This is a genomic window from Flavobacterium piscis, from assembly GCF_001686925.1.
GTDB lineage: Bacteria > Bacteroidota > Bacteroidia > Flavobacteriales > Flavobacteriaceae > Flavobacterium > Flavobacterium piscis.
In genome coordinates this window covers 134,644-159,894 of record NZ_LVEN01000027.1, presented here as the reverse complement: position 1 = coordinate 159,894, position 25,251 = coordinate 134,644, and the positions used below count along the sequence as shown (strand labels likewise).

The window sequence follows — 25,251 nt, the reverse complement described above, 5'->3', positions numbered from 1 at the left end:
TTAGCGACTTTAAAAAAATTATAACTTCTTTAGAATCTTCTGTAAAACTAATTGCGCCGAATACGTTCTGTTATTCGCTTGCTGTATTACGATTGAATTTTCGCCGTCGATCACTTCGTCACTTACGATTACGTTACGACGAACCGGAAGACAGTGCATGAATTTTCCATTGTTGGTTAATGCCATTTTTTCAGCAGTAACGGTCCAGTTTGGATCTATGTTGGTTACTTTTCCGTAATCGTTGAAGTTACTCCAGTTTTTTACATAAACGAAATCCGCATTTTCGAAAGCTTTGTTTTGATCGTATTCGATTTTGCAGTCTTTTGTAATTTCCGGACTTAGTTCGTAACCTTCAGGATGTGTAATTACAAAATCCATGTCTTTTTGCATTTGCATCATTTCTACAAATGAATTTGCAACTGCCTGAGGCAAAGCTTTTGGATGCGGCGCCCACGAAAGAACTACTTTTGGTTTGTGTTTCGTTTTGTATTCTTCCATTGTAATCGCATCCGCCAAAGATTGCATTGGGTGACGAACTGCACTTTCCATATTTACGATAGGCACTGTTGCGTGTTTCAAGAATCCTGAAATTACCGTTTCAGCATAATCCTTTTCTTTATCTACTAAACCTGCAAAAGCACGGATTGCGATAATATCACAATATTGAGAAACTACTTCGGCAGCTTCTTTGATATGTTCTGAAGCTCCTGAATTCATAATAGCTCCATCTTCAAACTCTAATGTCCAGCCTTCGTTGGTAAAATTCATTACCATAACGTTCATTCCTAAGTTTATAGCTGCTTTTTGAGTACTCAAACGCGTTCTTAAACTCGGGTTAAAGAATAACATTCCTAAGGTTTTGTTTTTCCCTAAGTCTTGATTTTTAAGTGGGTTCTTTTTGATTTTTAACGCACTTTTTACCCATTTTGATAATGAGTTGATATCTTGTATTGAAATATAATTCATTTGTTTTATGTTTTAATTTGTTTTTTTTTGCCACGAATTCACGAATTTTATTCAAATAAAAATTAGATTTTAATTCGTGAATTCGTGGCTATATATATAAACTATTAAATAATCTTTGTAAAAGGAATTTCTCCTTTTAATGCTTTTAAAATAAAATTATCATTTAATCCGTTGACAATCCAGGTTTCTATGTTGGCGGCTTTTGCGATTCCGGCTGCTTCGATTTTGGATTGCATTCCGCCTGTTCCGTGTGATGATTTTGACTCTCCGATTTCTTTTTCTAATACTTTTAGATCGTTTACCAATTTTATCGTTTCAGGATTTTCGTCGTGAATCGAATCTTTTGTATAAATTCCGTTTGTATTAGTTGCAATAATCAGAATATCAACATTTAGCAGCACCGCTGTTAAGGCTGCTAATTTATCATTATCTCCAAACCGAATCTCATCTGTGGCAACGGTGTCATTTTCGTTGATAATCGGAATGTAATTGTTTTTAACTAATACATTAATCGTATTTACAATATTCTTTTTTGTCTGCTCTTTTTCGAAATCAGAATAAGAAAGTAAACACTGTGAAGTATTCAATCCTAAATCCTTAAAATTTTCATTATAAATCCGCATCAAATGAGGCTGTCCGATAGATGCCAAAGCTTGCTTCACAAAAACATCTTTATCTTGATTATCCAGCTTTACAAATTGCTTTGCCGCCGCAATTGCCCCTGAACTTACAATGATAAATTCATATTCGCTGTTTAAAGCCGCAATCTGTATTCCCAAATCTTCAATCTTTCCCCGCGAAATATGATTGGTTTCTTTGGTTAAAGTATTACTTCCTATTTTTAATAAAATACGTTTTTTCCCCATTGTTGTTTTTTTAACCGCAGTTTTTTTTAACCGCAAAGTGCGCAAGGTTCTTATATTGTTTGTGCTTCAAACGATAAGTTCGCAAAGCTTTATGTTTAGTAAAATTCCAAATTCCAATTTTAAAAATTTAAAATCAGAAATCCTTAGTTCTCAATCTAAAATCAGAAATCTAAAATTACTATCGTATTTGCCCTTCTCCATAAACGTACCATTTGTTTGTAACCAAATGCTGTAAACCAATTGGGCCTCTTTGATGCAATTTATCTGTGCTTATGGCTAATTCTCCGCCCAAACCAAATTGTCCTCCATCTGTAAATCGCGTTGAGGCATTTTGATACACAGCTGCTGTATCAACGGCATCCATAAATTCTTGTGCTGCTTTGTCATCTTTTGTAATAATTACTGCTGAATGTCCTCCGCAATATTTATTGATTTTCTCAATCGCATTTTCTTCAGAATCAATTGTTCCGATGACAATTTTATAATCTAAAAACTCTTCGTACCAAATATCTTCATTTTGAAGTGTTTCTGTATCTTCAAAATTTTCCAAAGATTTATCAACAATTACCTCCACATTATGTTCTTTTAATTCTTCAATTAAAATAGCCGTAAAGCCTTCAAAATTGGGTAATTTAGAATCTATTAAAACCTTATCTACTGCATTACAAGCCGATATTTTAGAGATTTTGGCATTCAAAATAATTTTTAAAGCCAGATCGGTATCGGCATCTTTATGAACGTATACAAAATTATTTCCGCGTCCGCTTACAATAACCGGGCAGGTTGCATGTGCTTTTACAAACTCAATTAGTTTTTCTCCTCCTCTTGGAACAATTAAATCTACTTTTTGAGTCGGCTTCTCTAAAAAAGCCTGAGTTTCTGCACGATTAAAATTCAAATACTCCACCCAATCTTTAGAAACTCCGTTTTCTTCTAAAGCTTTGTGCCAAAGACTTACAATCTTTAAATTTGATTGGAGAGATTCTTTCCCTCCTTTTAATAAAATTTTATTTCCGGATTTAAAGGCAATTCCCCCCGCTTCGATTGTTACATCCGGACGAGATTCATAAATAATTAAAATCGTTCCGAAAGCAGCGGTTTTATTTATCACTTTAATTCCATTATCATGCATAAAATGAAAACGCTCTACTCCAACCGGATCTTCCTGAGAAGCCAGTTGATTTAGAGATAAAATCATTTCATCAACTTTTTTATCATCTACTTTGAGGCGTTCTTCCATTGCTAAATCTGAGCCATCATAAGCGAGTAAATCTTCTTGATTGGTTAAGATAATCTGACTCCGCTCCTTTTCGACGAGTTTTGCCATGGAGTGCAAAACCAGATTGCGTTTTTCAATTGATAATGGATTCATAATTTATAGTTGGTTGTTTTTTGGTTGTTTCTTTTTGATTGAAACTTTATAGGATACCTAACAGGTTTTGAAAACCTGTTAGGATAAGTATATTTAATTTTGAAGCTCTTCTAAACTTTCTTTTAAAGCTACAATAAACGTATCGATATCTGATTTTTTTACTGTAAGTGGCGGTAAAATTCTTAACAGATTTTTGTTGTTGGCACTTCCTGTAAAAATGTGTTTCTCGATGATCAGTTTCTTTCTTAAAGCCGCAACATCAAAATCGAATTCAACTCCTAACATCAAACCTTTTCCTTTCACTTGTTTAATTCCAGGGACTTGTTTGATTTGTTCTAAGAAATATTCATAAACTTCGTTTACATTCTTTTGTAAATCTAATTTTTCAATTACATCCAAAACTGCAATTCCTGCTGCACATGATAAATGGCTTCCGCCGAAAGTAGTTCCTAATAATCCGAAACTTGCTTCAAATTTTGGTGAAATTAAAATGGCTCCAACCGGAAAACCATTCCCCATTCCTTTTGCAACTGAAATAATATCAGCATTGATTCCATGATGTTGGAAAGCAAAGAATTTTCCGCTTCTTCCATATCCAGATTGTACTTCATCTAAAATTAAAACAGCATCATGTTTTTTACACGCTTTTTCTAAAGCCTGGAAAAATTCTGTTGTTCCCTGGTCTAAACCTCCAACTCCCTGAATTCCTTCGATAATTACGGCTGTCACGTCTCCTTTTTCAAGCTCTGCTTCAACTAATTCGATTTGGTTTAAAGGTAAAAAAGTAACTATTTGCTGTGCGTTTATTGGTGCTACGATTTTTTTATTATCTGTAACGGCAACGGCTGCAGAAGTTCTTCCGTGGAAAGAATTATCAAAAGCAACAACTCTTGATTTTCCATTATGGAAAGAAGCTAATTTCAATGCATTTTCGTTTGCTTCAGCTCCAGAACTGCATAAAAACAATTCATAATCTTCTAATCCTGAAAGTTTTCCTAATTTCTGAGCCAATTCTACCTGCAAAGGGTTCTGAATTGCATTCGAATAAAATCCTAGATGATCCAGTTGATTTTTTAATTTGGCTACATAATCCGGTTGCGTATGGCCAATCGAAATCACACCATGTCCGCTATATAAGTCTAAATATTCCACTCCGTTATTGTCTGTAATAGTGCAATCTACTGCTTTTACAGGCGTTATGTCATAAAGTGGGTATACGTTAAATAAATTCATGTCTTTTTTTGTTTATTTTGTTTCAGGTTTCATATTTCAAGTTATTTGTAGAACGTGAAACTTGGAACTTGAAACTAGTTTAAGTTTCAGTCTTTACATTTCAAGTTACGTACTGAACGTGAAACCTGAAACTTTAAACCTGAAACAAATTTTTTCTAAAATCCGCTTGGTTTCAAATGTAAACCTGTGGTTTCTTCTAATCCGAACATTAAATTCATGTTTTGAATTGCTTGTCCTGAAGCACCTTTGGTTAAGTTATCTATAATTGATGTTATTAAAATCCGGTTTCCTTTTTTCAATAAACTGATAATACATTTGTTGGTTTGAACGACTTGTTTCATATTGATGTTTGTCGTTGTTACGGTTACAAAAGGCTCATTTTTATAGAAATCTTCATATTTAGCAACTAAATCTTCTAAGCTTTCATCAGAATCTGTATATAATGTCGCAAAAATTCCTCTTGTAAAATCTCCTCTATTTGGAACAAAAATTAATTCATCTGAATAATCTGCTTGTAATTGATTCACACTTTGGTTGATTTCGCCTAAATGCTGGTGTTCAAAAGCTTTGTAATGCGACATGTTATTGTTTCTCCAACTAAAATGAGAAGTTTCGGCAAGACTTACGCCAGCACCTGTGCTTCCGGTTGTGGCATTAATATGAACATCATTTTTAAGCAAATTATTTTTAGCCAAAGGCAAAAGAGCCAATTGAATTGCTGTTGCAAAACAACCTGGATTTGCTATGAAATTTGCTTTTTTGATTTCCGCTTTATTCAATTCAGGCAATCCGTAAATGAATTCTTTTCCTTCAAAAACAGCGTCTTTTGTTAATCTGAAATCATTTCCTAAATCGATGATCTTAGTATGGCTTGCAAATTTATTTTCCTCAAGAAACGAAATAGATTTTCCGTGACCCAAGCATAAAAAAACAACATTTACATTCGGATTCACCACATCAGTAAAATTCATTTCGATATCTCCCATCAAATCATGGTGCGCCACAGAAAGTGGTTTCCCAGAATTGGTCGTACTGTAAACAAAATCAATGTTTACATTGGGGTGATACATTAAGATTCTGATAAGTTCTCCGGCTGTATAGCCTGAACCACCAATTATTCCGATATTAATCATGATCTAAATGATTTACAGATGAAAATATATTTTGTGCATTTCCTAAAATTTTGATAAATCCTTTTGCATCATCAGATGTCCAGGCATTGTTCATTTCTCCATACTGACCAAAACCAGTATTCATTAAGTCATTATCAGATTCAATTCCGTCAAGCGAAAAATGATATGGTTTTAGAGAAACGGTTACAACTCCATTTACTGTTTTTTGTGTGTCTTGCAAGAAAGTTTCAATGTTACGCATTACAGGATCTAAAAACTGACCTTCGTGAAATAACATTCCGTACCAGTTTCCTAGTTGCTCTTTCCAGTATTGCTGCCATTTACCAAGAGTATGTTTCTCTAATAAATGGTGCGCTTTGATAATAATTAAAGGTGCAGCAGCTTCAAAACCAACTCTTCCCTTAATACCAATAATAGTATCACCTACGTGAATATCTCTACCAATTGCATAAGCATTTGCCAGTTTTTCAAGCGCTACAATATTATTTGATGGTTTGTCTAATTGACCGTTTATTCCAACTAATTCTCCCTGCTCAAAATGCAATCTTACTTTTTCTTCTCCTTCTTTTTTCAATTGTGACGGATAAGCGTCACCAGGCAATGGCTGGCTTGACGTAAGGGTTTCTTTTCCCCCTACACTTGTTCCCCAAAGTCCTTTATTGATTGAATATTGCGCTTTTTCCCAAGAGTAGTGAACACCATTTTTAGATAAATAATCTACTTCTTCTTGTCTTGATAATTTTAAATCTCTAATTGGAGTGATGATTTCAATTTCCGGAGCAATGGTTTGGAAAATCAGATCAAAACGAATTTGGTCATTTCCTGCACCTGTACTTCCGTGTGCAATGGCGCTTGCTCCAACTTTTTTAGCATATTTGATGGCTTCAATTGCCTGAAAAACACGCTCTGCACTTACTGATAATGGATAAGTATTGTTTTTTAATACGTTTCCAAAAATCAAATATTTTATAGCTTTATCATAATATTTGTCTACGATGGTTAGGTTGGCGTGTTGCGCGCTTCCTAATTCGTAAGCTCTTTTTTCGATTGCTGATAATTCTTCAGCATCAAATCCTCCTGTATCTACAAGTACGGTGTGAACTTCGTATCCTTTTTCATTTTTTAAATATTTCAAACAATACGAGGTATCTAATCCTCCACTATAAGCTAATACAACTTTTTTCATTTTTTATAATTTAGGCTAATACTTTCGTATGTAGCAAGTTTGAGATTTCTTCTTTAATTTTATTCTTAAGATAAAAAACCGAAAGACAGTATTTTATTTAAGAATAAAGCTTGTTTTATTTTTTTTAATCTGCTTAAAACAGCCTCATTAAAAGGATGTCTTGGCGGATCTTTTTGTTTTTCTTTTGGATCATACAACATTCCGGTACAAAGACACATTTTGTTTTCTTTGCTTTTTAGGATTTCATAATTGGTACAGGTTTTACATCCTGACCAAAAACTTGGATCTGTTGTAAGTTCAGAAAATGGCACTGGTTTGTATCCTAAATCAGAGTTTATTTTCATTACAGCCAAACCGGTTGTAATACCAAATATCTTAGCGTCCGGGTATCTTTTTAGAGAATAATCAAATACTTTTGATTTGATCTTTTTCGCCAAACCTAAACTTCTGTAATCCGGATGAACGATTAAGCCGGAATGGGCCACGAATTTTCCGTGTTGCCAACTTTCGATATAACAAAAACCTGCAAATTTTCCGTCTGCCAAAGCAATCATCGCATCACCGTTCGACATTTTTTTCTGAATGTATTCAGGAGTTCTTTTAGCAATCCCTGTACCTCTTAACAAGGCAGATGATTCTATTGTATCGCAAATTTCCTGTGCGAATTTGAAGTGTTCTTCCTGAGTAACAACAATAGAGATTTTCATTTCAATAGTTGAAGTTAGAGTTAAAAATTAAAACGTATTGTTTAGTTTGAAATTCAGAAATCGATCCGACAAAAATAGACATAATAGAAGTAACATTCTCAAAATCAAAAACTTGATTAGGAAAATTCAAAAAACTATATATACTTTTAGGATATGTTTGTCCTATGGACAAATTTTGTGATTTCAAAATGAAAAATGAATATAAATAAATACGCGGCGAAAAACTCTGTGAATACTATAGAGATAGTATCCGTACTTCGGGAGAAGTTACAGGTGTGTTTGTCCGTGACAAAGAAGTTATATGTAAACTTATTTTATTCATCGGTGCAAAAGTACACTATTTTTTTATTTCCAAAACAAAAAATAAAAATTCTAACATTTTTTTAATGTTATGTTATTTTTTTTTAAGACGCTAAGATTCTAAGATTCTAAGATACTGAGGTTCTGAGGTTTTTCTTTTTACAAACTTGAACCTGAAACTTGAAACAAAATAAAAAACCCGATAGCTACTACTAACTATCGGGTTTTAAAAACTTTATATTTTATTTTTTTATTTTTTTGTAAAGGGAATTGTTTCTCCGTTACCTAAAATAATCATATCGAAACCTGTTTTGGCTTCATTAAATTTAAATTTTAATCCGGCACTTGTAGACTGAAATGTATCTTTTTCGTTTTCTACAGGAGCTACAGTAAACTTAGGAAAGTTTGTAATTTCAACATTTAATGTGCTGTTTTTTTCAGTAAAATCAATTTTCAAAGGTGCTCTTGAAGTTGAATAAGACCCTAAATAACCGTCTAAAATCACATCCTTCTCTATTTTACCGTTTCCCGACGTCCACACATTGTTTGCTTCGTTATTATCCGGAAAAATATGATCAGGGTCAAGTGTAATACTTTCGATTTCTTCTGTAGAGTTATGCTTAAAAGACCATACAGTGTTACGCTGCCAAATCTCTACAGGCAATTTAACTCTTGTCACTTTCCCGCTTTTTGTTTTTACATCTAAAATAACCGGCATTGGCATTTTATCAAAATTCTCAACTGTAATAACCACTCCTTTTGAAGGATCATTTTTTACATATTTAATTGAATTAATTCCCTGATCGAAACGCCAGTTGTTTACGTACCAGCTTCTCCAGAACCAGCTTAAATCTTCACCGGCAACATTTTCCATAGATCTGAAAAAGTCATCCGGTTGAGGATGTTTATAAGCCCAACGCTCAATATAAGTACGGAAAGCAGTATCAAAACGCTCTTTTCCTAGTATTTGTTCTCTCAAAATTACCAATCCAGAACTTGGCTTAAAGTAACATAACATACCAATATTGGCTTCTTTCATATTATCAGGCGAACTCATAATCGTTTCCAAAGTAGGTCTGGTAAATGATTCTGCTGCTTTATGTAAATCTGTAGGTTCTTCTACATATTCTCCTTTATTAAAGTCGGCAGTACTCAATGAATTAATAAAGGTATTAAAACCTTCATCCATCCAGCCAAACAATCTTTCGTTTGAACCCACAATCATAGGAAACCAGATATGACCAAATTCATGATCTGTAACACCCCATAAATCCTGACCTTTTGATTCCCAGCTGCAAAAAACGATTCCCGGATATTCCATTCCGCCTTCATTTCCTGCCACATTTGTCGCTGCCGGATAAGGATATTCAAACCATGTTTTAGAGTAATGTTCTATCGCTGCTTTTACATATTCGGTAGAACGTCCGTAAGCTCCTTGCCCAGCACTTTCTACAGGATAAGCAGATAAAGCCAATGATTTTTTACCACTTGGCAAATTGATCTTTGCTCCGTCTAAAACAAAAGCAGGAGATGATGCCCAAGAGAAATCACGGGCATTTTTGATTTGATAATGCCATGTTTTTTCAGCTGTAGCATTTGTATTTGCTGTTGCTGCAACTTCTTCGGCAGAACGAATCGTAACCGTTTTATCACTTTGACCCGCTTCTTTATAACGTTTAAATACATCTGCCGGCAATACTTCTGCGCCATTGATCAATTCTCCCGAACCTACAACATAATGATTGGCAGGTACAGTAAGTTTTACATCAAAATTACCATATTCTAAATAAAACTCAGAAGCTCCTAAATAAGGATGTGTGTTCCAGCCTCTTACATCATCGTACACGCACATACGCGGATACCATTGTGCAATAGTAAAAATTTTACCGTTTTTGGTTTCTAAAACTCCCATTCTGTCAGATCCTTCAAAAGGAGCCGTGAATGCAAATTCGATTTTAATTTTTACAGTTCCTCCTTTTGACGCCAATTCTTCAGGAAGAAATATTTGCATTCTGGTGTCTGTAATTACATATTTCGCTTCAACGTCGGTTTTTTTCTTTCCGACAGAAATTACTTTCACCGATTTGATTTTATTTCCTCCTTCAAAAACCTGACCCTGAGCACCATTACGACTTCCTGTTAAAGGCACAACTGCATTTCCTCGTGAATCTTCTTTGAATAAATTCTGATCCAGATTTAGCCATAAAAACCCTAATTTATCAGGACTATTATTAGTATAAGTAATTTCGTCTGAACCAATAATTTCATTTGTAGTTGCATTTAATTTTGCCGTAATCTGATAATCGGCTCTGTTTTGCCAATATTCAACACCCGGCTGACCGCTTGCTGAACGAGTTGAAGTCCCGTTTTTGGTATAAAAATGGGGTCCAAATGCATCATGATAACTGTAATTATTAACTGGATTTACTGTTGTTGTTACAGGCTTTTGTTGTGCCCAAACAGAGGAAATCCCAACAAACAAAGCCATGGTTAGTAAGGCTCTTGAAGATTGTATTTTCATATTTTTTAGCTGTTTATGTAGCAAATTAATGAAAAAAAAAGCTATTGACAGAGAAAACACGAAGCTTAAATTGAATTTTAGCAAAATTTTATCAAATAAATAATTTGAGACAATTTTCTAAAAAACTAAAAATTATAAAATATATTTACATCAATATAAAATTCATTCATTTCAATACTATATACTTTGAATACAACTATTTCAAATTCAACACTAAGTGCCTCAATAAAACATGCCGGAGCCGAATTATTTTCGATAAAAAACAATCAAAACAAAGAATACATCTGGGAAGGCAATCCTGATTTTTGGGGAAAGCACTCTCCCGTTCTTTTTCCTATCGTTGGAACTTTAAAAAATAATATTTACACCATTGACGGAAATGAATATCAATTGCCAAGACACGGTTTTGCCCGCGATATGGAGTTTCAACTTATTGAAAAAACTGAAAATAGTGCTACTTTTTCGTTAGAGTCAACAACAGAAACACTTAAGAAATATCCTTTCGAATTTGAATTGCAGCTTATTTACACGCTCGAAGATACTTCGTTAAGCATAGCATATAAAGTCATTAACAAAAGTGATAAAAAAATGCCTTTCTCTATTGGAGCTCATCCAGCGATAGCTCTACCTGAAAATTTTGAAAACTATGCTTTTGAATTTGAACAGGAAGAGACTTTAAAATATTATCTTTTAGAGAATGACTTAATTTCGAATAAAACTAAAGTTCTGGAAACTACGCATAATATTGTTCCTTTAAATTATAGTTTATTCGAAAACGATGCTTTGATTTTTAAAACATTAAAATCAAAATCATTAACTATTCTTGAAAACTCAAAACCTTATGTAAAAGTTGATTTTGAAGATTTCCCAAGTTTAGGACTTTGGACCAAAGAGAAAGCTCCATTTATTTGTATTGAACCCTGGTTAGGCTATTCGGATACTGCTGAGAATTCAGGAGACTTATTTGAGAAAGAAGGTATTTTGGTTTTGGATGCCAATGAAAACTTCCAGTCAAAATTTAGTATTACAATATTATAATTTAAGAAAAATGCTAGAATTTAATTTCACTCCATTTCCTGTTATAGAAACAGAGCGTTTGCTTTTAAGAAGAATAACAAATGATGATGTAAATGAAGTTTTCGAATTGCGTTCGAATCCTGAAACTATGAAATATATTCCGCGTCCATTAGTAAAAAATAATGAAGATGCTTTGGAACATATTGCCATGATTGAAGAAAAAATCGAAACAAATGTGGGGATCAATTGGGGTATCACTCTAAAAGGAAACCCAAAACTCCTGGGTATTATTGGGTACTATAGAATGCAGCCTCAAAATTATCGTGCTGAAATTGGATACATATTATTACCGGAATTTCATGGAAAAGGAATTATTCCAGAAGCCGTAAACAGATTAATTACTTATGGTTTTAAGGATTTAAAACTACATTCTATCGAAGCCGTAATTGATCCTGAGAACTATGCGTCTGAGAAAGTTTTACAAAAATGTGGTTTTATCAAGGAAGCTCACCTTAAAGAATCTGAATTTTATGAAGGCCGTTTTCTCGACAGCGTAATATACTCATTACTAGAACCTAAATAATTTAACCTACTTATTACAAAAAAATATTCCTATTAAATTAAAATATCGCATAATAGTAAGTAATGGTTTGCGTTATATTTGCACGCAAAATAAGTGACAACGTCTTATTTTAATACTACGAAAACTATTTTATGAAAAAAATCTTAATCCTACTAGTTCTTTTCTTTTCGATTCAGTCTCAAAGTCAAACTTTTATTAAATTCAATGCTGCAACGGCTATAGTTGCAATACCTAATGTTGGTATTGAAACCAGTATAGGAGAAAAAATGACTTTTAGTGTTGATGTAATGGCCTCTTTCTGGGAATCTTTTAACGGGCATAGTCCAATGAAGTTTTACACCTTAACGCCAGAAGTTCGTTACCATTTTAAAGAAAAGTATGACGGTTTTTATGTAGGCGCTCATGTCGGTCCGGACGTTTACGAACTACAAAAATGGAATTATTGGGACTCTAATAAATACGAACATGGTTTTGGATATCGCTTAGGTATTACGGTGGGATATAATCTTAAATTAAGCGATAAATTTGTATTGGACTTTTTTGCAGGAGCTGGATGGCATCAAGGTTTTTACCACGGTTATTATAATGACGGAACTCCGGGAAGATATGAAACTGCCCCAAACTGGAATAAAAGTGGCGAATGGTTACCTTATCGCGGTGGCGTTATGATTTCTTACAAACTGTAATTACTTTGCAAATTTAGGCAGAGATTTTAGGTATAAATCTTCTACTTTCTTTCTGGCCCAGTCGGTTTTTCTTAAAAAAGTTAAACTAGATTTTACACTGGGGTTTGAAGTAAAACATTTTATAGGAATTATTTCTGCCAAAGTATCAAAACCATAATGATCTACTAATGCTTCAACTATTTTTTGAAGTGTGATTCCGTGTAACGGATCTTTTGATTGTTGTTTTTCCATAATGCAAATTTATATCATTTATGCAAAAACAATTGCTGTTTCATTTATTTGTTACTAAATTTGTCATCCTATGTTAAAAACAGTCAATATACTTAATAAAAGAGCCCGATTTGATTATGAGATAATCGATACCTATACTGCTGGAATTGTTTTATCTGGAACTGAAATCAAATCGATACGATTAGGAAAAGCTAATATCACCGAAAGTTTTTGCGAATTTAGTAATCTGGAGCTTTTTGCGATCAATACTTATATCGAAGAATATACATTCGGAAATCAGTTTAACCATAAAGCAAGAAGCGAAAGAAAATTACTATTGAATAAGAAAGAATTAAAAAGTCTTCATAAGAGCGTTCAGGCAAAAGGGCTTACTATTGTTCCTTTAAAATTATTTACCAACGAAAAAGGACTTGCAAAATTACAAATTGGTCTTTGTAAAGGAAAGAAAAACTATGACAAGCGTGAATCTCTAAAAGAACAAGACACAAAACGCGACTTAGACCGAATTAAAAAAGCTTATAATTAAAATATATTTTTAATTGTAAGAGGCGTTTGTTTCTATTTTATACGTATTTTTACTACAATCATTATAAAAAATTGTAATATGAAAAAATACTTATTTTTAATAATCGCTGTTCTTGCTCTTTCAGGTTGCGGCAGCAACACTTCTATCGTTAATAGCTGGAGAGATCCAAAAATAACAGTTGCTCAGGAAAATTTCAAAAAAGTTTTGGTTGTTGCCTTAGTAAAAGACGAAGCTTCGAGAAGAATTACTGAAAACAGAATTGCGGCCAGTAATGAAATTTTCAAAACATCTTATCAATACTTAAACGAAACAACCAAAAATCTTACTCAGGAGCAAAAATTAAAAATATTGCAGGACGAGAATTTTGACGGAGTTATTACATTGCGTTTAGTAAGCAAAGAAAAAGAAACAACCTATGTTCCCGGAACGTATACAGGCATGTACTACGGCGGATTTGACGGAATGTATACTGGAATGTACGGCTACGGTTTTGGAAACTGGTACGGAATGTACTCTCCTAATTTTTATGACCCGGGATACTATCAGGAAACTACATCTTACATGGTTGAAACTAATATTTTTTCATTAAAAGAAAATAAATTAATCTGGACCGGAACTACAAAATCAGATTATGTTACAGATTTAGGTCAAACGGTAGATGCTATCATGCAGACTGTAGTTCAGGAAATGAGAAAAGATGGTTCTCTTCCTCCAAAAAGTAAAATATAATTTTAGAAAGCAATATATTTAATATTGCTTTTTTTATTATTAATAAGATGACTAATTTTGTCAAGACAATTTAAAACATTTTTACAAATATGAAAACACTTCTGAAAAATGCAAGAGAACTAAAAGGATTAAAGACTAGAGAAGTGGCGCAAATCCTGGGTATTGATCAAGCACTAATAAGTAAATTTGAAAGCGGAACCAGAAAACCAACTAAAAATCAAATATCAAAACTATCTCAACTATTAGAAATTGATCATGAAACTATAATGATTGCCTGGTTAAAGGAAAAAATTTTATATGAAATTGGAGAGGAAGAATTTGCTTTAAAGGCATTATTACTCGCTGAGCAAGAAATTCAAAATAAGAAAAAATTTATCAATTCTGCTGTTTTATCAAGTCTACAAATTATTTTGGACGAAATTGAAATTTTGAAAAAACAAATAAAATCTTTTCAGCACTTTGACTTACGTCGAATTTCTAAAATATTGGAATTAGAATTTATTTCTGAAAGCAATCGCTTAAACGGCAACTCATTAACTTTTCAGGAAACAAAATCTGTAATCAATGAAGGACTTACAATTGCAGGAAAAAGTATGAATGAACATCTTGAAGCTGTTAATCTTCATGAAACTATAGCTTACATTCAAGACTTAAATCAAAAAAAAGCATCAATAAACGAAAAAGAATTTCTAACAATTCACAATTTAGTTTTTAGAGGAATTCAACCTGAAAACTCAGGAAAATATAAAAACAATTCATTAATCCTTCGTGAAATGAATTTATTTTTTAATTGGTATGAAACAAATAAAAACAACTTGCACCCCATACTTTTAGCTTCTGAAGTACATTTAAAAATTATAGCTATTAGTCCTTTTGAAAAGGGAAATATGCAAATAGCAAATTTATTAATGAATTGGATATTACTTCAACACGATTATGTTTTTGCAACAATCCAAGAAAGCAAAGACCGTTATTTATCAATTTTAGAAGAATGTCAAAACAAAAATGATAAATCACTTTTTATTAATTTTATACTTCAAATTGAAAAAACCAACTTACTTCGGGCAATAGAATTGGTATCTAAATAAAAAGCCCAACTTAATGGGCTTTTTATTTAATTTTTATCTTCTAATAAAGGAACAAATCGAAACTCTCCAAACTCATGTTTTTCGAATTGTGTTTCGTTTTTTCGAATCAATAAAGTCATAATCTGAACGTCTTCTCCCAACGGAATAACCAGCCTTCCTCCTATTTTTAATTGTGCCATTAAAGGCTGAGGAATAAACGGAGCGCCCGCCGTAACAATAATACTATCAAACGGTGCATAACTTGGTAAGCCTTTATAACCATCACCAAAAGATAAATGTTTAGGGCGAATGTTTAATTTTGGAAATAAATTCGAAGTGGTTTTAAACAATTCATTTTGCCTTTCTACACTAAAAACTTTCGCTCCAAGCATACATAAAACAGCAGTTTGATAACCGGAACCGGTACCAATTTCCAAAATTTTATGTTCTTTTTTAACTTCTAACAATTGCGATTGAAAAGCAACGGTGTACGGCTGTGAAATAGTTTGACCGGCTCCTATAGGAAAAGCCTTATCCTGATAAGCATAATCTTCAAAACTTGAATTCAAAAAAAGGTGTCTCGGGATTTTTTTTATCGCATCCAAAACTGCTCTATCGGTAATTCCTTTTTTTTCTAAAGTGCTTACTAATTGATTACGAAGTCCTTGATGTTTGGCAGTATCTTTCAAAATAGGTAGGTTTAATTTTTGCAAAAATAAGAAAGTAAATAGGAAATCAAATATTGATTTTTAATTATTAAATCGCTAAATCTTTATTGCATTCACTTTTACTTTCAACAAATAAATTATATTTTTGTTTAAAATACATTCTCATGTTAAAAGTAGGAGTTTTAGGTGCTGGTCATCTTGGTAAAATACATTTACGCTTATTACAACAATCTGACCAATACGAATTAGTTGGATTTTACGACGAAAATCAGGAAAATGCCGAACGAATATCAAAGGAATTTGGCTATAAAAACTTCAGTACTATTGCAAAATTAATCCACGCTGTGGATGTCATTGATATTGTAACTCCAACACTTTCTCATTATAAATGTGCTAAGGTAGCCATTAAATCAGGAAAACACATCTTTATCGAAAAACCAATTGCCAATACCGTTGAAGAAGCCGAAGAAATTATCGCTTTAGCCAAAGAATACAACGTAAAAGGTCAGGTTGGTCATGTTGAGCGCTTTAACCCTGCGTTTATTGCTACAAAAAACATGATCGAAAATCCCATGTTTATAGAAACGCATCGTTTAGCAGAGTTTAATCCGCGCGGTACAGATGTTCCGGTGGTTCTGGATTTAATGATTCACGATATTGATGCTATCTTAAGTGTTGTGCATTCAAAAGTAAAAGATATTCATGCAAGTGGGGTTTCAGTAATTAGCGATACTCCAGATATTGCGAATGCCAGAATTGAATTCGAAAATGGCTGTGTTGCAAACTTAACTGCCAGCAGGATTTCGATGAAAAACATGCGTAAAACACGTTTCTTTCAAAAAGATGCTTACATTTCTGTTGATTTTCTGGAGAAAAAATGCGAAGTGGTTCGTATGAAAGATGCACCGGAAATTCCAGGTGATTTTGATATGATTCTGCAAAATGCCGAAGGTGTAAAAAAACAAATCTACTTTACCAATCCTGATGTTGAAACAAACAACGCCATTCTTGACGAATTAGAATCTTTTGCCAATTCCATAAAAACAGATACAACTCCGGTCGTAACACTTGAACAAGCTACAGATGCTTTGAGAGTAGCGTATCAAATCATTGACTGTTTCGATAAATAATTGAAAGTTAAAAAATAAAATTAGCCACGAATTCGCGAAACATTTGGTGAATTCGTGGCTAAATTATAAATATAATATCTACGATAAAATGAAAACTATAGCTGTAATTGGTGCAGGAACAATGGGTAACGGAATTGCTCATACATTTGCACAAAGTGGTTTTACTGTAAAACTAATTGACGTTTCTGAGAAATCATTAGACAAAGGAATGGCAACTATTGCCGCAAACTTAGATCGAATGTTAGCTAAAGGAACCATAACTCAGGAAGATGTCGCCAAAACTATTACCAATATTATTACGTATACTGATATAAAAGACGGAGTTGTTGGTGTTGATTTAGTGGTTGAAGCTGCTACAGAAAATGTAGAACTAAAACTAAATATCTTCAAGCAATTAAACGAAGCTTGTTCTCATAATACTATTTTAGCAACCAATACTTCTTCAATCTCCATAACACAAATTGGAGCCGTAGTGGCACATCCAGAGCGCGTTATCGGAATGCATTTTATGAATCCGGTGCCAATTATGAAATTAGTCGAAATTATTCGCGGTTACAATACCAGCGACGAAGTGACTAAAATCATCATGGATTTATCTGAAAAATTAGGAAAAACTCCTGTTGAAGTAAACGATTATCCAGGTTTTGTGGCAAACAGAATTTTAATGCCTATGCTAAATGAAGCCATCGAAACGTTATATAATAAGGTTGCCGGAGTTTATGAAATTGACACAGTAATGAAATTAGGAATGGGACACCCGATGGGGCCACTTCAACTTGCTGATTTTATTGGACTTGATGTTTGTCTTGCAATTTTGAATGTGATGTACGAAGGTTTCAAAAATCCTAAATATGCTCCTTGCCCACTATTGGTAAATATGGTTAGAGCCGGAAAATTAGGAGTAAAATCCGGAGAAGGTTTTTACGATTACAGCGAAAGTAAAAAAGCAGAGAAAATTTCTAAGCAATTTTTATAAAAAAGAAATATCATGTCGATTCAATCGAATTTAAATACGATCAAAGCAAGTTTACCAGAACATGTAACATTAGTTGCTGTTTCTAAAACCAAACCTGTTTCAGACTTAATGGAAGCTTACAATGCCGGCCAGCGTATTTTTGGAGAAAACAAAATCCAGGAAATGGCCGATAAGTATGAAGAAATGCCAAAAGACATTCAATGGCATATGATTGGTCACGTGCAAACAAATAAAGTCAAATTTATGGCGCCATTTGTGAGTTTGATTCATGGTGTCGACAGTTTGAAATTATTACAGGAAATCAACAAACAAGCTTTAAAAAACAACAGAATTATAGATTGCCTTCTTCAAATATATATTGCCGAAGAAGAATCTAAATTTGGTTTGGACGAAAGTGAATTAAATGCATTATTATCCTCATCAGAACTAAAAGAAATGAAAAACATTCGTATCTTAGGTTTAATGGGGATGGCAACTTTCACAGAAGATCACGACCAAATTAAAAAAGAATTTACACATTTAAAATCGATTTTTGATTCGATTAAAACACCGAAAATTGAAAATTGCAATCTGAATACCATTTCAATGGGAATGTCTGGAGATTATAAACTTGCCATAGAATGCGGAAGCACAATGGTCCGCATTGGAAGCAGCATTTTTGGAGGACGGTAATTTTTCAATATCAATTGCAATTACAAAAATCAATATCAAATTTTAAAAGTATAAATTAATACTACTAATGGAAAAAATATTCAATTTTGAAGATCGTCTAGTTCGTTTTGCTGGAGAATGTATTTTCTTTACAAGACAATTAGAACGATTATTTGAAAATGAATATTATAAAAATCAATTAATTATATCATCCGGAAGTGCATCTTTGAATTTTGGAGAAGCACAAGGAACAATTACTGATAAAGACTTTATTTTCAAAGTTTCATTAGTTGTAAAAGAGTTAAAGAATCAAGAAACTCATTAAAAATTCTAGATTACATTAAAGAAGGTGATAGCGATAAAAGAAACAAACTTTTAATTGAAGTAGAGCAACTAATCGCAATTTCATCAAAAATGATAATAAATAAAAAATAATTCAATAACAATGACAATGGCAATTACAATAACAATTTTCAAAAATTGAAATTGATTTTTAAAATTGATATTGCCATTGATTTTTGAAATTGACATTGAGGATGTACGCAATACTAGACATAGAAACCACTGGAGGACAGTTTAACGAAGAGGGAATTACCGAAATCGCCATTTATAAATTTGATGGCCACGAAGTAGTCGACCAGTTCATTAGCCTTGTCAATCCCGAAATTCCCATTCAGCCTTTTGTGGTGAAATTAACAGGGATCAATAATGCTATGTTGCGTTCAGCTCCTAAGTTTTTTGAAGTTGCAAAACGTATCATCGAAATTACTTCAGATTGTATTATTGTAGCCCACAATGCCTCTTTTGATTACCGAATTTTACGCACCGAATTCAGACGTTTAGGTTACGATTTCGAAGCCAAAACACTTTGTACCGTTGAATTAGCGAAACAACTAATTCCTGAACAACCTTCTTACAGTTTAGGAAAACTAGTTCGCGCTCTGGGAATCCCAATGGCAGACAGACATCGCGCCAGCGGAGATGCCATGGCAACGACCAAGTTATTCAAAATGCTTCTTGAAAAAGATATAGAAAAAACCATCGTAAAAGATTTCATAAAATTAGAAGTAGAAAAAGGAATAGCGCCAAAATTTCTGGATCTTTTATCTCAAATGCCTACAAAAACGGGAGTTTATTATATTTATAATGAAGGTGGAACCCTAATTTACATTGGCAAAAGCCAAAATATCAAAAAAAGAGTCAATCAGCATTTTACGGGAATTACAACCAAAAGCAAAAAAATTCAAGCCGAAGTTTTTACCATAACTTATGATGAAACCGGAAGCGAATTAATTGCTTTGCTTAAGGAAAGTGAAGAAATAAAAGTAAACCGTCCTAGGCATAATCGCTCACAGAAAAAAACTTTCTTTCCGTTTGCTTTATATGCTGAGAAAGATTCTAACGGATATTTAAACTTAAAACTTCAAAAAGCAGACGGTCGTAAAAAAGAAATTACATCGTTCGTTTCTTTACAGGAAGGCAAAAATATGCTTTTCAAGTTTACTGCAAAATACCATTTATGCCAAAAGTTAACAGGATTGTATCATACCAAAAAAGAGTGTTTTCAATATAAACTAAAAGAATGTGACGGCGCTTGCATTGGTGAAATTACTCCTGAAGAATACAATGTCAGAGTACAGCAATTTATTTCAGAAAATAGCTTAGAAAACAAAAATATGATCCTTATTGACAGAGGACGAAATGTAAACGAAAGAAGCGCAATACTAATCGAAAACGGAATTTATCAAGGATACGCTTTCTATGACTTAAACTATCAGATTACAAATATCGAAATTCTAAAAAATATTCTAATCCCTATGCAGCACAATCGCGATGTAAAGAATATTATTCAGAACTACATTCGTAAAAGTAAATCGCTTAAAACTTTATATTTTTAACAAACAAAAACTTTCATTATCTTCACGATATGCGAAAAGTAAAATCAAAATACGAAATATTCAGAGAACAAATTAAAATCATACTATATGGTACCAATACCATTTTAGGACGAATGTTTGATTTGGTTCTGTTAGGATTGATCTTATTGAGTGTACTCTTAATCATGCTCGATACTGTTCAGGGTATCAGTTCAAAATATCACGATCAGTTATTAATTTGCGAATGGGTTATCACTATTTTTTTTACCATCGAATACATTCTGAGAATTATTTCTATTCAAAAACCTATAAAATACATTTTTAGCTTTTACGGAGTCATAGATTTACTTGCCGTCTTGCCTATGTATTTGTCGATATTTTTTCCGGGTGCGAGTATTTTATCGATTGTAAGAGCCTTGCGTTTCTTAAGATTATTTAAAATATTACACATTCCGCAAATCTCCCATCAATCTTTCCAATTAAAAGAAGCAATAGATGCCAGCAAAGAGAAAATTCTAGTTTTCATCTATTTTGTACTTATCAGTACTATAATCATCGGATCGGTGATGTACCTGATTGAGGGTAAAGAATCTGGATTTACCAGTATTCCGATGAGTATATACTGGACTATAGTTACTTTAACAACAGTGGGTTATGGAGATATTTCACCCCAAACTCCTCTAGGCCAATTTGTTGCATCGCTGGTAATGATTTTAGGTTACGGCATTATAGCGGTACCAACCGGAATCGTGACGGCAGAATTTGCCAAAAGCAGTCTTAGAAATAATACTGTAGGCGGAAAAAAAACATGCAAGAATTGTAATTCCCAAGTGCATTTTGATAAGGCAAAATATTGCTACGAATGCGGAACCGAATTACCTAATATTTAATTTTAAGGAGCTATTCCAGCTGTACGTTACAACTCCTCCTTATCTTTGTTGTTTTTTTAAGGCATAAAAGGAGCTTCTAAAGTCGCTCTTTTATCCCAACAAAAACTAACAAATATAAGTCCGGGGTTTTCACTTCCATCTGGGCTAAAAAATATGAAACACTTAATTACCATCGTAGGACCAACCGCTATAGGCAAAACAGCCTTGAGTATTGCCATGGCACAACATTTCAAATGTGAAATAATATCTTGCGACAGCCGTCAGTTTTTTAAAGAAATGACCATTGGTACCGCAGTTCCTAATCAGGAAGAATTAAAAGCAGCAACGCATCATTTCATTCAAAATAAATCTATTTTCGAAAATTATACCGTTGGAGATTATGAAAAAGAAGCATTACTTAAAATCGACGAATTATTTCAAAACAATGATTTTGTTATTCTTATAGGAGGTTCAGGATTATACGTTGATGCAATCTTAAAAGGCTTCGATGAATTTCCTGAAATCGATCCAAAAGTCCGTTCAGAAGTAAATTCAAATTATGAAAAACTAGGAATTGAATATCTGCAAAAACAATTGCAGCTTTTAGATCCGGATTATTACCAAAAAATAACAGCAGAAAATCCGCAAACGTTACAAAACCCACAACGAATGATGCGTTTTGTAGAAGTTTGCATCGGAACCCAAAAACCTTATTCTTCTTTTTTAAATCAGAAAAAAAATAATCGAAACTTCACTCCTGTCCTAATTGGTTTAGATGCCGAAAGACAAATCATTTACAAACGAATTAATCAGCGTGTTGATATAATGATGAATGAAGGTCTTCTAGAAGAAGCAAAAAACCTTTATCCTAACAAAGCATTAAACGCTCTTCAAACCGTAGGATACAGAGAATTATTTACTTATTTTGACGGAGATTTTACCTTGCCTTTTGCAATAGAAGAAATCAAAAAAAATACACGAAGGTTCTCCAAAAGACAATTAACGTGGTTCAAAAGAAATGAAGTTACAAAATGGTTTGACTATGCAACAGATAGAAAAGAAATTATTAATTACATAGAAAATCTTCTTAAATAAAATCAAAAGTCTTTTTTCTGTACACTTTATTCTATTCTTTAAATAAATTTAAAATTACAAAATGCCAATATCACCAAATTTCACATCAGTTCTAAGTAAAGACTGGGAAATCAATTTCACACAATGCACGCCAAAAGGTTTTTTAAAATATACTGATTTGTGTAATATTTTACAACTAACGGCAGCTGCACATTCTGAAGTTGGAGGCATCAGCTTTTTTGACATGCAGGAATTTCATCAAGCCTGGGTTTTAAGCCGAATGAGAGTTGAGATTTCAGCATTGCCAAAATGGCAAGATGTTGTAACTGTTAAAACATGGATTAACAGCTTAGAAAATTCACGTTCAGTTCGTGCTCTTGAAATGTATGTAAATGGAAAGAAAATTGTAGGTTGCGAAACGTATTGGGCCGTTTTTAACACACAATTACGCCGTCCGGAAGCTTTAGCCTTACCGTATCAGCATTTTGAATTATTTCCTGAAAAAAGAGCAACAAGTGAAGGCTTCTCAAAAATAAATATTAATCATGAAAAAGAAGCAGTTTTTGAAAAAACCGTGTATTTATCAGATCTGGATATTGTAAATCACGTTAATAATGTAAAATATTTAGAATGGTGCCTGGATCATGTGGAGCCAAAAAGAATCATGAAACAGGAAGTAAAAAGCTTCGAAATGAATTTCATGAAAGAACTTTCACTACAAGATAATGTTGTAATTCATGAAAGCGAAGACGATGATCATACAACAGCAACATTCAGTATAACAAAGAATGAAAAAACTTGTTTTGCCTTAGAATTGCATTGGAAATAATATTTTCATTGGAATTATGTAGTTCTTACAGGACAAATGTTCATTCTTGTGATACTATTTCTATAGATATCTAATCTCCACGAGATATTATAACAAATCTATAAAAAACACTTCTTTAGGAGTTGTATACTATTAGAATATAGAGATTTAGGACGACAATAAAATGTCCCACAGGGACAATAAATGAAAAACGATGCGATTCAAAATTCTGAATCGCATCGTTTTTTGTTTTTTAATCAAAATTATTTTAACTTCTTTTTTGAATCTTTCTTGCATTTATTTGACTTCTTTTTATTCTTCAACAAATCAATTTTGCTTTTTATTCTTTTTTCAACTTCCATAATATCAGATTCAAAAGCAAATTGCAGCGTGTAAAGTTTTGCGTTTTTAATGGCTGTCAATGCATCTTTAAATCGAAGTTGCGCTTCAGAAAGAATTGCTTTTTTTATATAGATTTCAGATTTGTTTATCCCTTTTATGGTTAAAGCAAAATCAATTAATTTTTGAGCTTCTTCATAATCTTCATTCAAAATCAAAGTCTGCAAATAATAGGGATATACTTCAAGTGCATGAATATTAATAGCTAAAGCTTCCTGAAAATAGTTTTTAGCTTCTTCATAATTCCATAATTGTTCTGCCTGAATTCTTCCGTACAAACACAAAATCATAGTATTTTTTGCATCATAAGAAAAAGCATAATCTAAAGATTCTATTGTTTCTTCAAGCGAATAAGGATAATTATCCAAAGCCTGAAAAAGGTATTTATCAATTGTTTTCATTTCGTAAATCTGTTTTTAATTGCTGACGAATTCCTTTGTAACTTTTCTCTTCTTTGTTCTTTTTAAAGTCAGATCCTGTAAAAATCCTGACAGGATTCCCACGCTGAATATTCAGTTGGTTTTCCCATTGTTTACCAACATGATTTTTAAGTTGTTGCAGAGTTTCCTCTTCTAGTTTTTTTAATAATCTTTCTGTTGCCAGTTTTTTGTTTTGGTGCTGCGAGCGGCTGTCCATAGATACAACTGCAATTCCTGTAGGAATATGAGTTGCACGAATTGCTGAACTCACTTTGTTTACATGCTGACCGCCGGCACCGGAACTGCGCATGGCCTGATACTGAATATCATTTTCTGAAACCGAAGCTTTTTTTCGCGGTTCAATCTCAAAAATGCCAATAAACCAATTTTTTCGTTTGTGCATTTTCCTAAACTGACTTTGACCAATCCATTGAATCGTTCCAATCCAGGAATCAGCAAATGCTACTGCATCTTTTCCTTTTACTGCAATCGTAGCCGTTTCAACTGTTCCGTTTTCCTGTCCAACTTCTCTTTGTAGTAAAGTCGCTTCTAAGCCTTGCTCCTGCGCTTCATCTAAAACTTTTTTAAGCACTTGGGCAACCACCCAAGTGCATTCTGCAGGTCCGCGACCCGCTGTTATCTGAATTATTTTTTCCATTTTTCTAATATTTTAAGAAGCTTTTCTCTATTTTTTGCTTCTTTTACAAATTTTGGAAGTCTTGAAATCATAGTTCCGTTATTACTTCCATTATTGTTTCTTTCTCTTAAATCTGCCTTAATATATCTTTCCAGATAATGAATATGCTCCAGGTTATAAGCCCAAAAAAATGATTTGCTAAACTCTTTTTGATACCATATTTCCGCATTAAAATAACCTTCTCTCACTACTGTATTATCTGAAGTAAGCATAAAAGAAACTTCTTCAACTTTAGGTTTAAACTCTTTTACCTCATTACAAACTGCACACTTTAATTTAATTTTATCCGGTTTTTCATTGAGTAATTGCGACTCGAACTTTATCTTATCTTCATTATTACAACAATAAGTATCCACAAAGGCTTTGTATTTTACAGCAACCTCTTTTAGTGAATAATAACAGTTTTTACATTCTAAAATTCTCCTATCGGTATAATACCATTGAGATTGAAAAGTTCTCTTTACAACTGCTTGCAAAGAGCATCGAGGACATTTTATATTTATAACGTCGCCAAAACTTCCTAACCATTTATTTTCGTCTTGAAATCTTTCCATAACTTT

The 25,251-nt window shown here is 33.0% G+C and carries 27 protein-coding genes; 14 read left to right on the top strand and 13 right to left on the bottom strand.

From position 1 onward, the window contains the following. Positions 1-18: 18 nt before the first annotated feature. From FLP_RS11315 to FLP_RS11280, 8 genes are all read right to left on the bottom strand, one after another. A complete protein-coding gene (locus FLP_RS11315) occupies positions 19-966 on the bottom strand; it encodes an N-acetylornithine carbamoyltransferase (RefSeq protein ID WP_065449619.1) in 948 nt (315 codons plus the stop codon). A gap of 104 nt (positions 967-1,070) precedes the next feature. Next, positions 1,071-1,832 (bottom strand): glutamate 5-kinase, encoded by a 762-nt coding sequence (proB, locus tag FLP_RS11310; RefSeq protein WP_065449618.1) that lies wholly within the window; start codon positions 1,830-1,832, stop codon positions 1,071-1,073. Positions 1,833-2,010: 178 nt separating this feature from the next. Beyond that, entirely contained in the window at positions 2,011-3,204 is a 1,194-nt protein-coding gene (locus tag FLP_RS11305; RefSeq protein WP_065449617.1) for a glutamate-5-semialdehyde dehydrogenase, read from the bottom strand. A gap of 93 nt (positions 3,205-3,297) precedes the next feature. Further along, on the bottom strand, positions 3,298-4,437 hold the full coding sequence (locus FLP_RS11300; protein ID WP_065449616.1) for an aspartate aminotransferase family protein: 1,140 nt from the start codon (positions 4,435-4,437) through the stop codon (positions 3,298-3,300). A 155-nt stretch (positions 4,438-4,592) separates the two neighbouring features. Beyond that, entirely contained in the window at positions 4,593-5,570 is a 978-nt protein-coding gene (gene argC, locus FLP_RS11295; RefSeq protein ID WP_065449615.1) for an N-acetyl-gamma-glutamyl-phosphate reductase, read from the bottom strand. Continuing rightward, entirely contained in the window at positions 5,563-6,756 is a 1,194-nt protein-coding gene (locus FLP_RS11290) for an argininosuccinate synthase (RefSeq protein ID WP_065449614.1), read from the bottom strand. Before FLP_RS11290 ends, argC begins: the two co-directional genes overlap by 8 nt. A gap of 65 nt (positions 6,757-6,821) precedes the next feature. Beyond that, positions 6,822-7,463: a GNAT family N-acetyltransferase gene (locus FLP_RS11285; protein WP_065449613.1), complete on the bottom strand. Its 642-nt coding sequence runs from the start codon at positions 7,461-7,463 to the stop codon at positions 6,822-6,824. A gap of 550 nt (positions 7,464-8,013) precedes the next feature. After that, positions 8,014-10,284: a M1 family metallopeptidase gene (locus FLP_RS11280; RefSeq protein ID WP_065449612.1), complete on the bottom strand. Its 2,271-nt coding sequence runs from the start codon at positions 10,282-10,284 to the stop codon at positions 8,014-8,016. A 186-nt stretch (positions 10,285-10,470) separates the two neighbouring features. Between FLP_RS11280 and FLP_RS11275 the strand changes: the two genes are divergently transcribed. From FLP_RS11275 to FLP_RS11265, 3 genes are all read left to right on the top strand, one after another. Continuing rightward, positions 10,471-11,322: an aldose 1-epimerase family protein gene (locus FLP_RS11275; protein ID WP_065449611.1), complete on the top strand. Its 852-nt coding sequence runs from the start codon at positions 10,471-10,473 to the stop codon at positions 11,320-11,322. A 10-nt stretch (positions 11,323-11,332) separates the two neighbouring features. Further along, positions 11,333-11,884, top strand: coding sequence for a GNAT family N-acetyltransferase (locus FLP_RS11270; RefSeq protein WP_065450253.1), 552 nt, complete (start codon positions 11,333-11,335; stop codon positions 11,882-11,884). A 131-nt stretch (positions 11,885-12,015) separates the two neighbouring features. Then, entirely contained in the window at positions 12,016-12,570 is a 555-nt protein-coding gene (locus FLP_RS11265) for a DUF3575 domain-containing protein (protein WP_065449610.1), read from the top strand. On the opposite strand, the gene FLP_RS11260 is transcribed toward FLP_RS11265, so the two are convergent. Then, complete coding sequence (locus FLP_RS11260; RefSeq protein WP_065449609.1) at positions 12,571-12,801, bottom strand: VF530 family protein; 231 nt, start codon at positions 12,799-12,801, stop codon at positions 12,571-12,573. A gap of 70 nt (positions 12,802-12,871) precedes the next feature. On the opposite strand from FLP_RS11260, the gene smpB reads away from it, so the two are divergent. From smpB to FLP_RS11245, 3 genes are all read left to right on the top strand, one after another. Further along, a complete protein-coding gene (gene smpB, locus FLP_RS11255; RefSeq protein ID WP_056251381.1) occupies positions 12,872-13,327 on the top strand; it encodes an SsrA-binding protein SmpB in 456 nt (151 codons plus the stop codon). Positions 13,328-13,405: 78 nt separating this feature from the next. Further along, positions 13,406-14,056, top strand: a complete 651-nt coding sequence (locus tag FLP_RS11250) for a lipoprotein (protein WP_065449608.1) — start codon at positions 13,406-13,408, stop codon at positions 14,054-14,056. 89 nt (positions 14,057-14,145) lie between these two features. Further along, entirely contained in the window at positions 14,146-15,144 is a 999-nt protein-coding gene (locus FLP_RS11245; RefSeq protein WP_065449607.1) for a helix-turn-helix domain-containing protein, read from the top strand. A gap of 26 nt (positions 15,145-15,170) precedes the next feature. Here FLP_RS11245 and FLP_RS11240 read toward each other — a convergent pair whose 3' ends face one another. After that, positions 15,171-15,812 carry a protein-L-isoaspartate(D-aspartate) O-methyltransferase gene (locus FLP_RS11240; protein WP_065449606.1) on the bottom strand — a complete coding sequence of 214 codons (642 nt, stop codon included), beginning with the start codon at positions 15,810-15,812 and terminating at the stop codon, positions 15,171-15,173. 143 nt (positions 15,813-15,955) lie between these two features. Between FLP_RS11240 and FLP_RS11235 the strand changes: the two genes are divergently transcribed. The 8 genes from FLP_RS11235 (at position 15,956) to FLP_RS11200 (ending at position 23,197) form a co-directional block, all read left to right on the top strand. Then, positions 15,956-16,921 carry a Gfo/Idh/MocA family protein gene (locus FLP_RS11235; RefSeq protein ID WP_065449605.1) on the top strand — a complete coding sequence of 322 codons (966 nt, stop codon included), beginning with the start codon at positions 15,956-15,958 and terminating at the stop codon, positions 16,919-16,921. Positions 16,922-17,009: 88 nt separating this feature from the next. Continuing rightward, a complete protein-coding gene (locus tag FLP_RS11230) occupies positions 17,010-17,897 on the top strand; it encodes a 3-hydroxyacyl-CoA dehydrogenase family protein (protein WP_065449604.1) in 888 nt (295 codons plus the stop codon). Positions 17,898-17,909: 12 nt separating this feature from the next. Then, positions 17,910-18,569 carry a YggS family pyridoxal phosphate-dependent enzyme gene (locus tag FLP_RS11225; RefSeq protein ID WP_065449603.1) on the top strand — a complete coding sequence of 220 codons (660 nt, stop codon included), beginning with the start codon at positions 17,910-17,912 and terminating at the stop codon, positions 18,567-18,569. Positions 18,570-18,636: 67 nt separating this feature from the next. Further along, positions 18,637-18,873 (top strand): four helix bundle protein, encoded by a 237-nt coding sequence (locus tag FLP_RS11220; protein ID WP_243397531.1) that lies wholly within the window; start codon positions 18,637-18,639, stop codon positions 18,871-18,873. A 211-nt stretch (positions 18,874-19,084) separates the two neighbouring features. After that, positions 19,085-20,446 (top strand): exonuclease domain-containing protein, encoded by a 1,362-nt coding sequence (locus FLP_RS11215; protein WP_065449602.1) that lies wholly within the window; start codon positions 19,085-19,087, stop codon positions 20,444-20,446. 29 nt (positions 20,447-20,475) lie between these two features. Further along, positions 20,476-21,315, top strand: coding sequence for an ion transporter (locus FLP_RS11210; protein ID WP_065449601.1), 840 nt, complete (start codon positions 20,476-20,478; stop codon positions 21,313-21,315). Between the two features lie 153 nt (positions 21,316-21,468). Further along, complete coding sequence (gene miaA, locus FLP_RS11205; RefSeq protein WP_065449600.1) at positions 21,469-22,389, top strand: tRNA (adenosine(37)-N6)-dimethylallyltransferase MiaA; 921 nt, start codon at positions 21,469-21,471, stop codon at positions 22,387-22,389. Between the two features lie 61 nt (positions 22,390-22,450). Then, complete coding sequence (locus FLP_RS11200; RefSeq protein WP_065449599.1) at positions 22,451-23,197, top strand: acyl-[acyl-carrier-protein] thioesterase; 747 nt, start codon at positions 22,451-22,453, stop codon at positions 23,195-23,197. A gap of 242 nt (positions 23,198-23,439) precedes the next feature. Here the strand turns inward: FLP_RS11200 and FLP_RS11195 are convergent, their stop codons facing one another. The 3 genes from FLP_RS11195 to FLP_RS11185 are packed head-to-tail and all read right to left on the bottom strand — an operon-like array spanning position 23,440 to position 25,245. Beyond that, complete coding sequence (locus FLP_RS11195) at positions 23,440-23,976, bottom strand: hypothetical protein (RefSeq protein WP_065449598.1); 537 nt, start codon at positions 23,974-23,976, stop codon at positions 23,440-23,442. Then, complete coding sequence (gene prfH, locus FLP_RS11190; RefSeq protein ID WP_065449597.1) at positions 23,963-24,652, bottom strand: peptide chain release factor H; 690 nt, start codon at positions 24,650-24,652, stop codon at positions 23,963-23,965. Before prfH ends, FLP_RS11195 begins: the two co-directional genes overlap by 14 nt. Next, on the bottom strand, positions 24,640-25,245 hold the full coding sequence (locus tag FLP_RS11185) for a hypothetical protein (protein ID WP_065449596.1): 606 nt from the start codon (positions 25,243-25,245) through the stop codon (positions 24,640-24,642). Before FLP_RS11185 ends, prfH begins: the two co-directional genes overlap by 13 nt. Between the last annotated feature and the right edge of the window lie 6 nt (positions 25,246-25,251).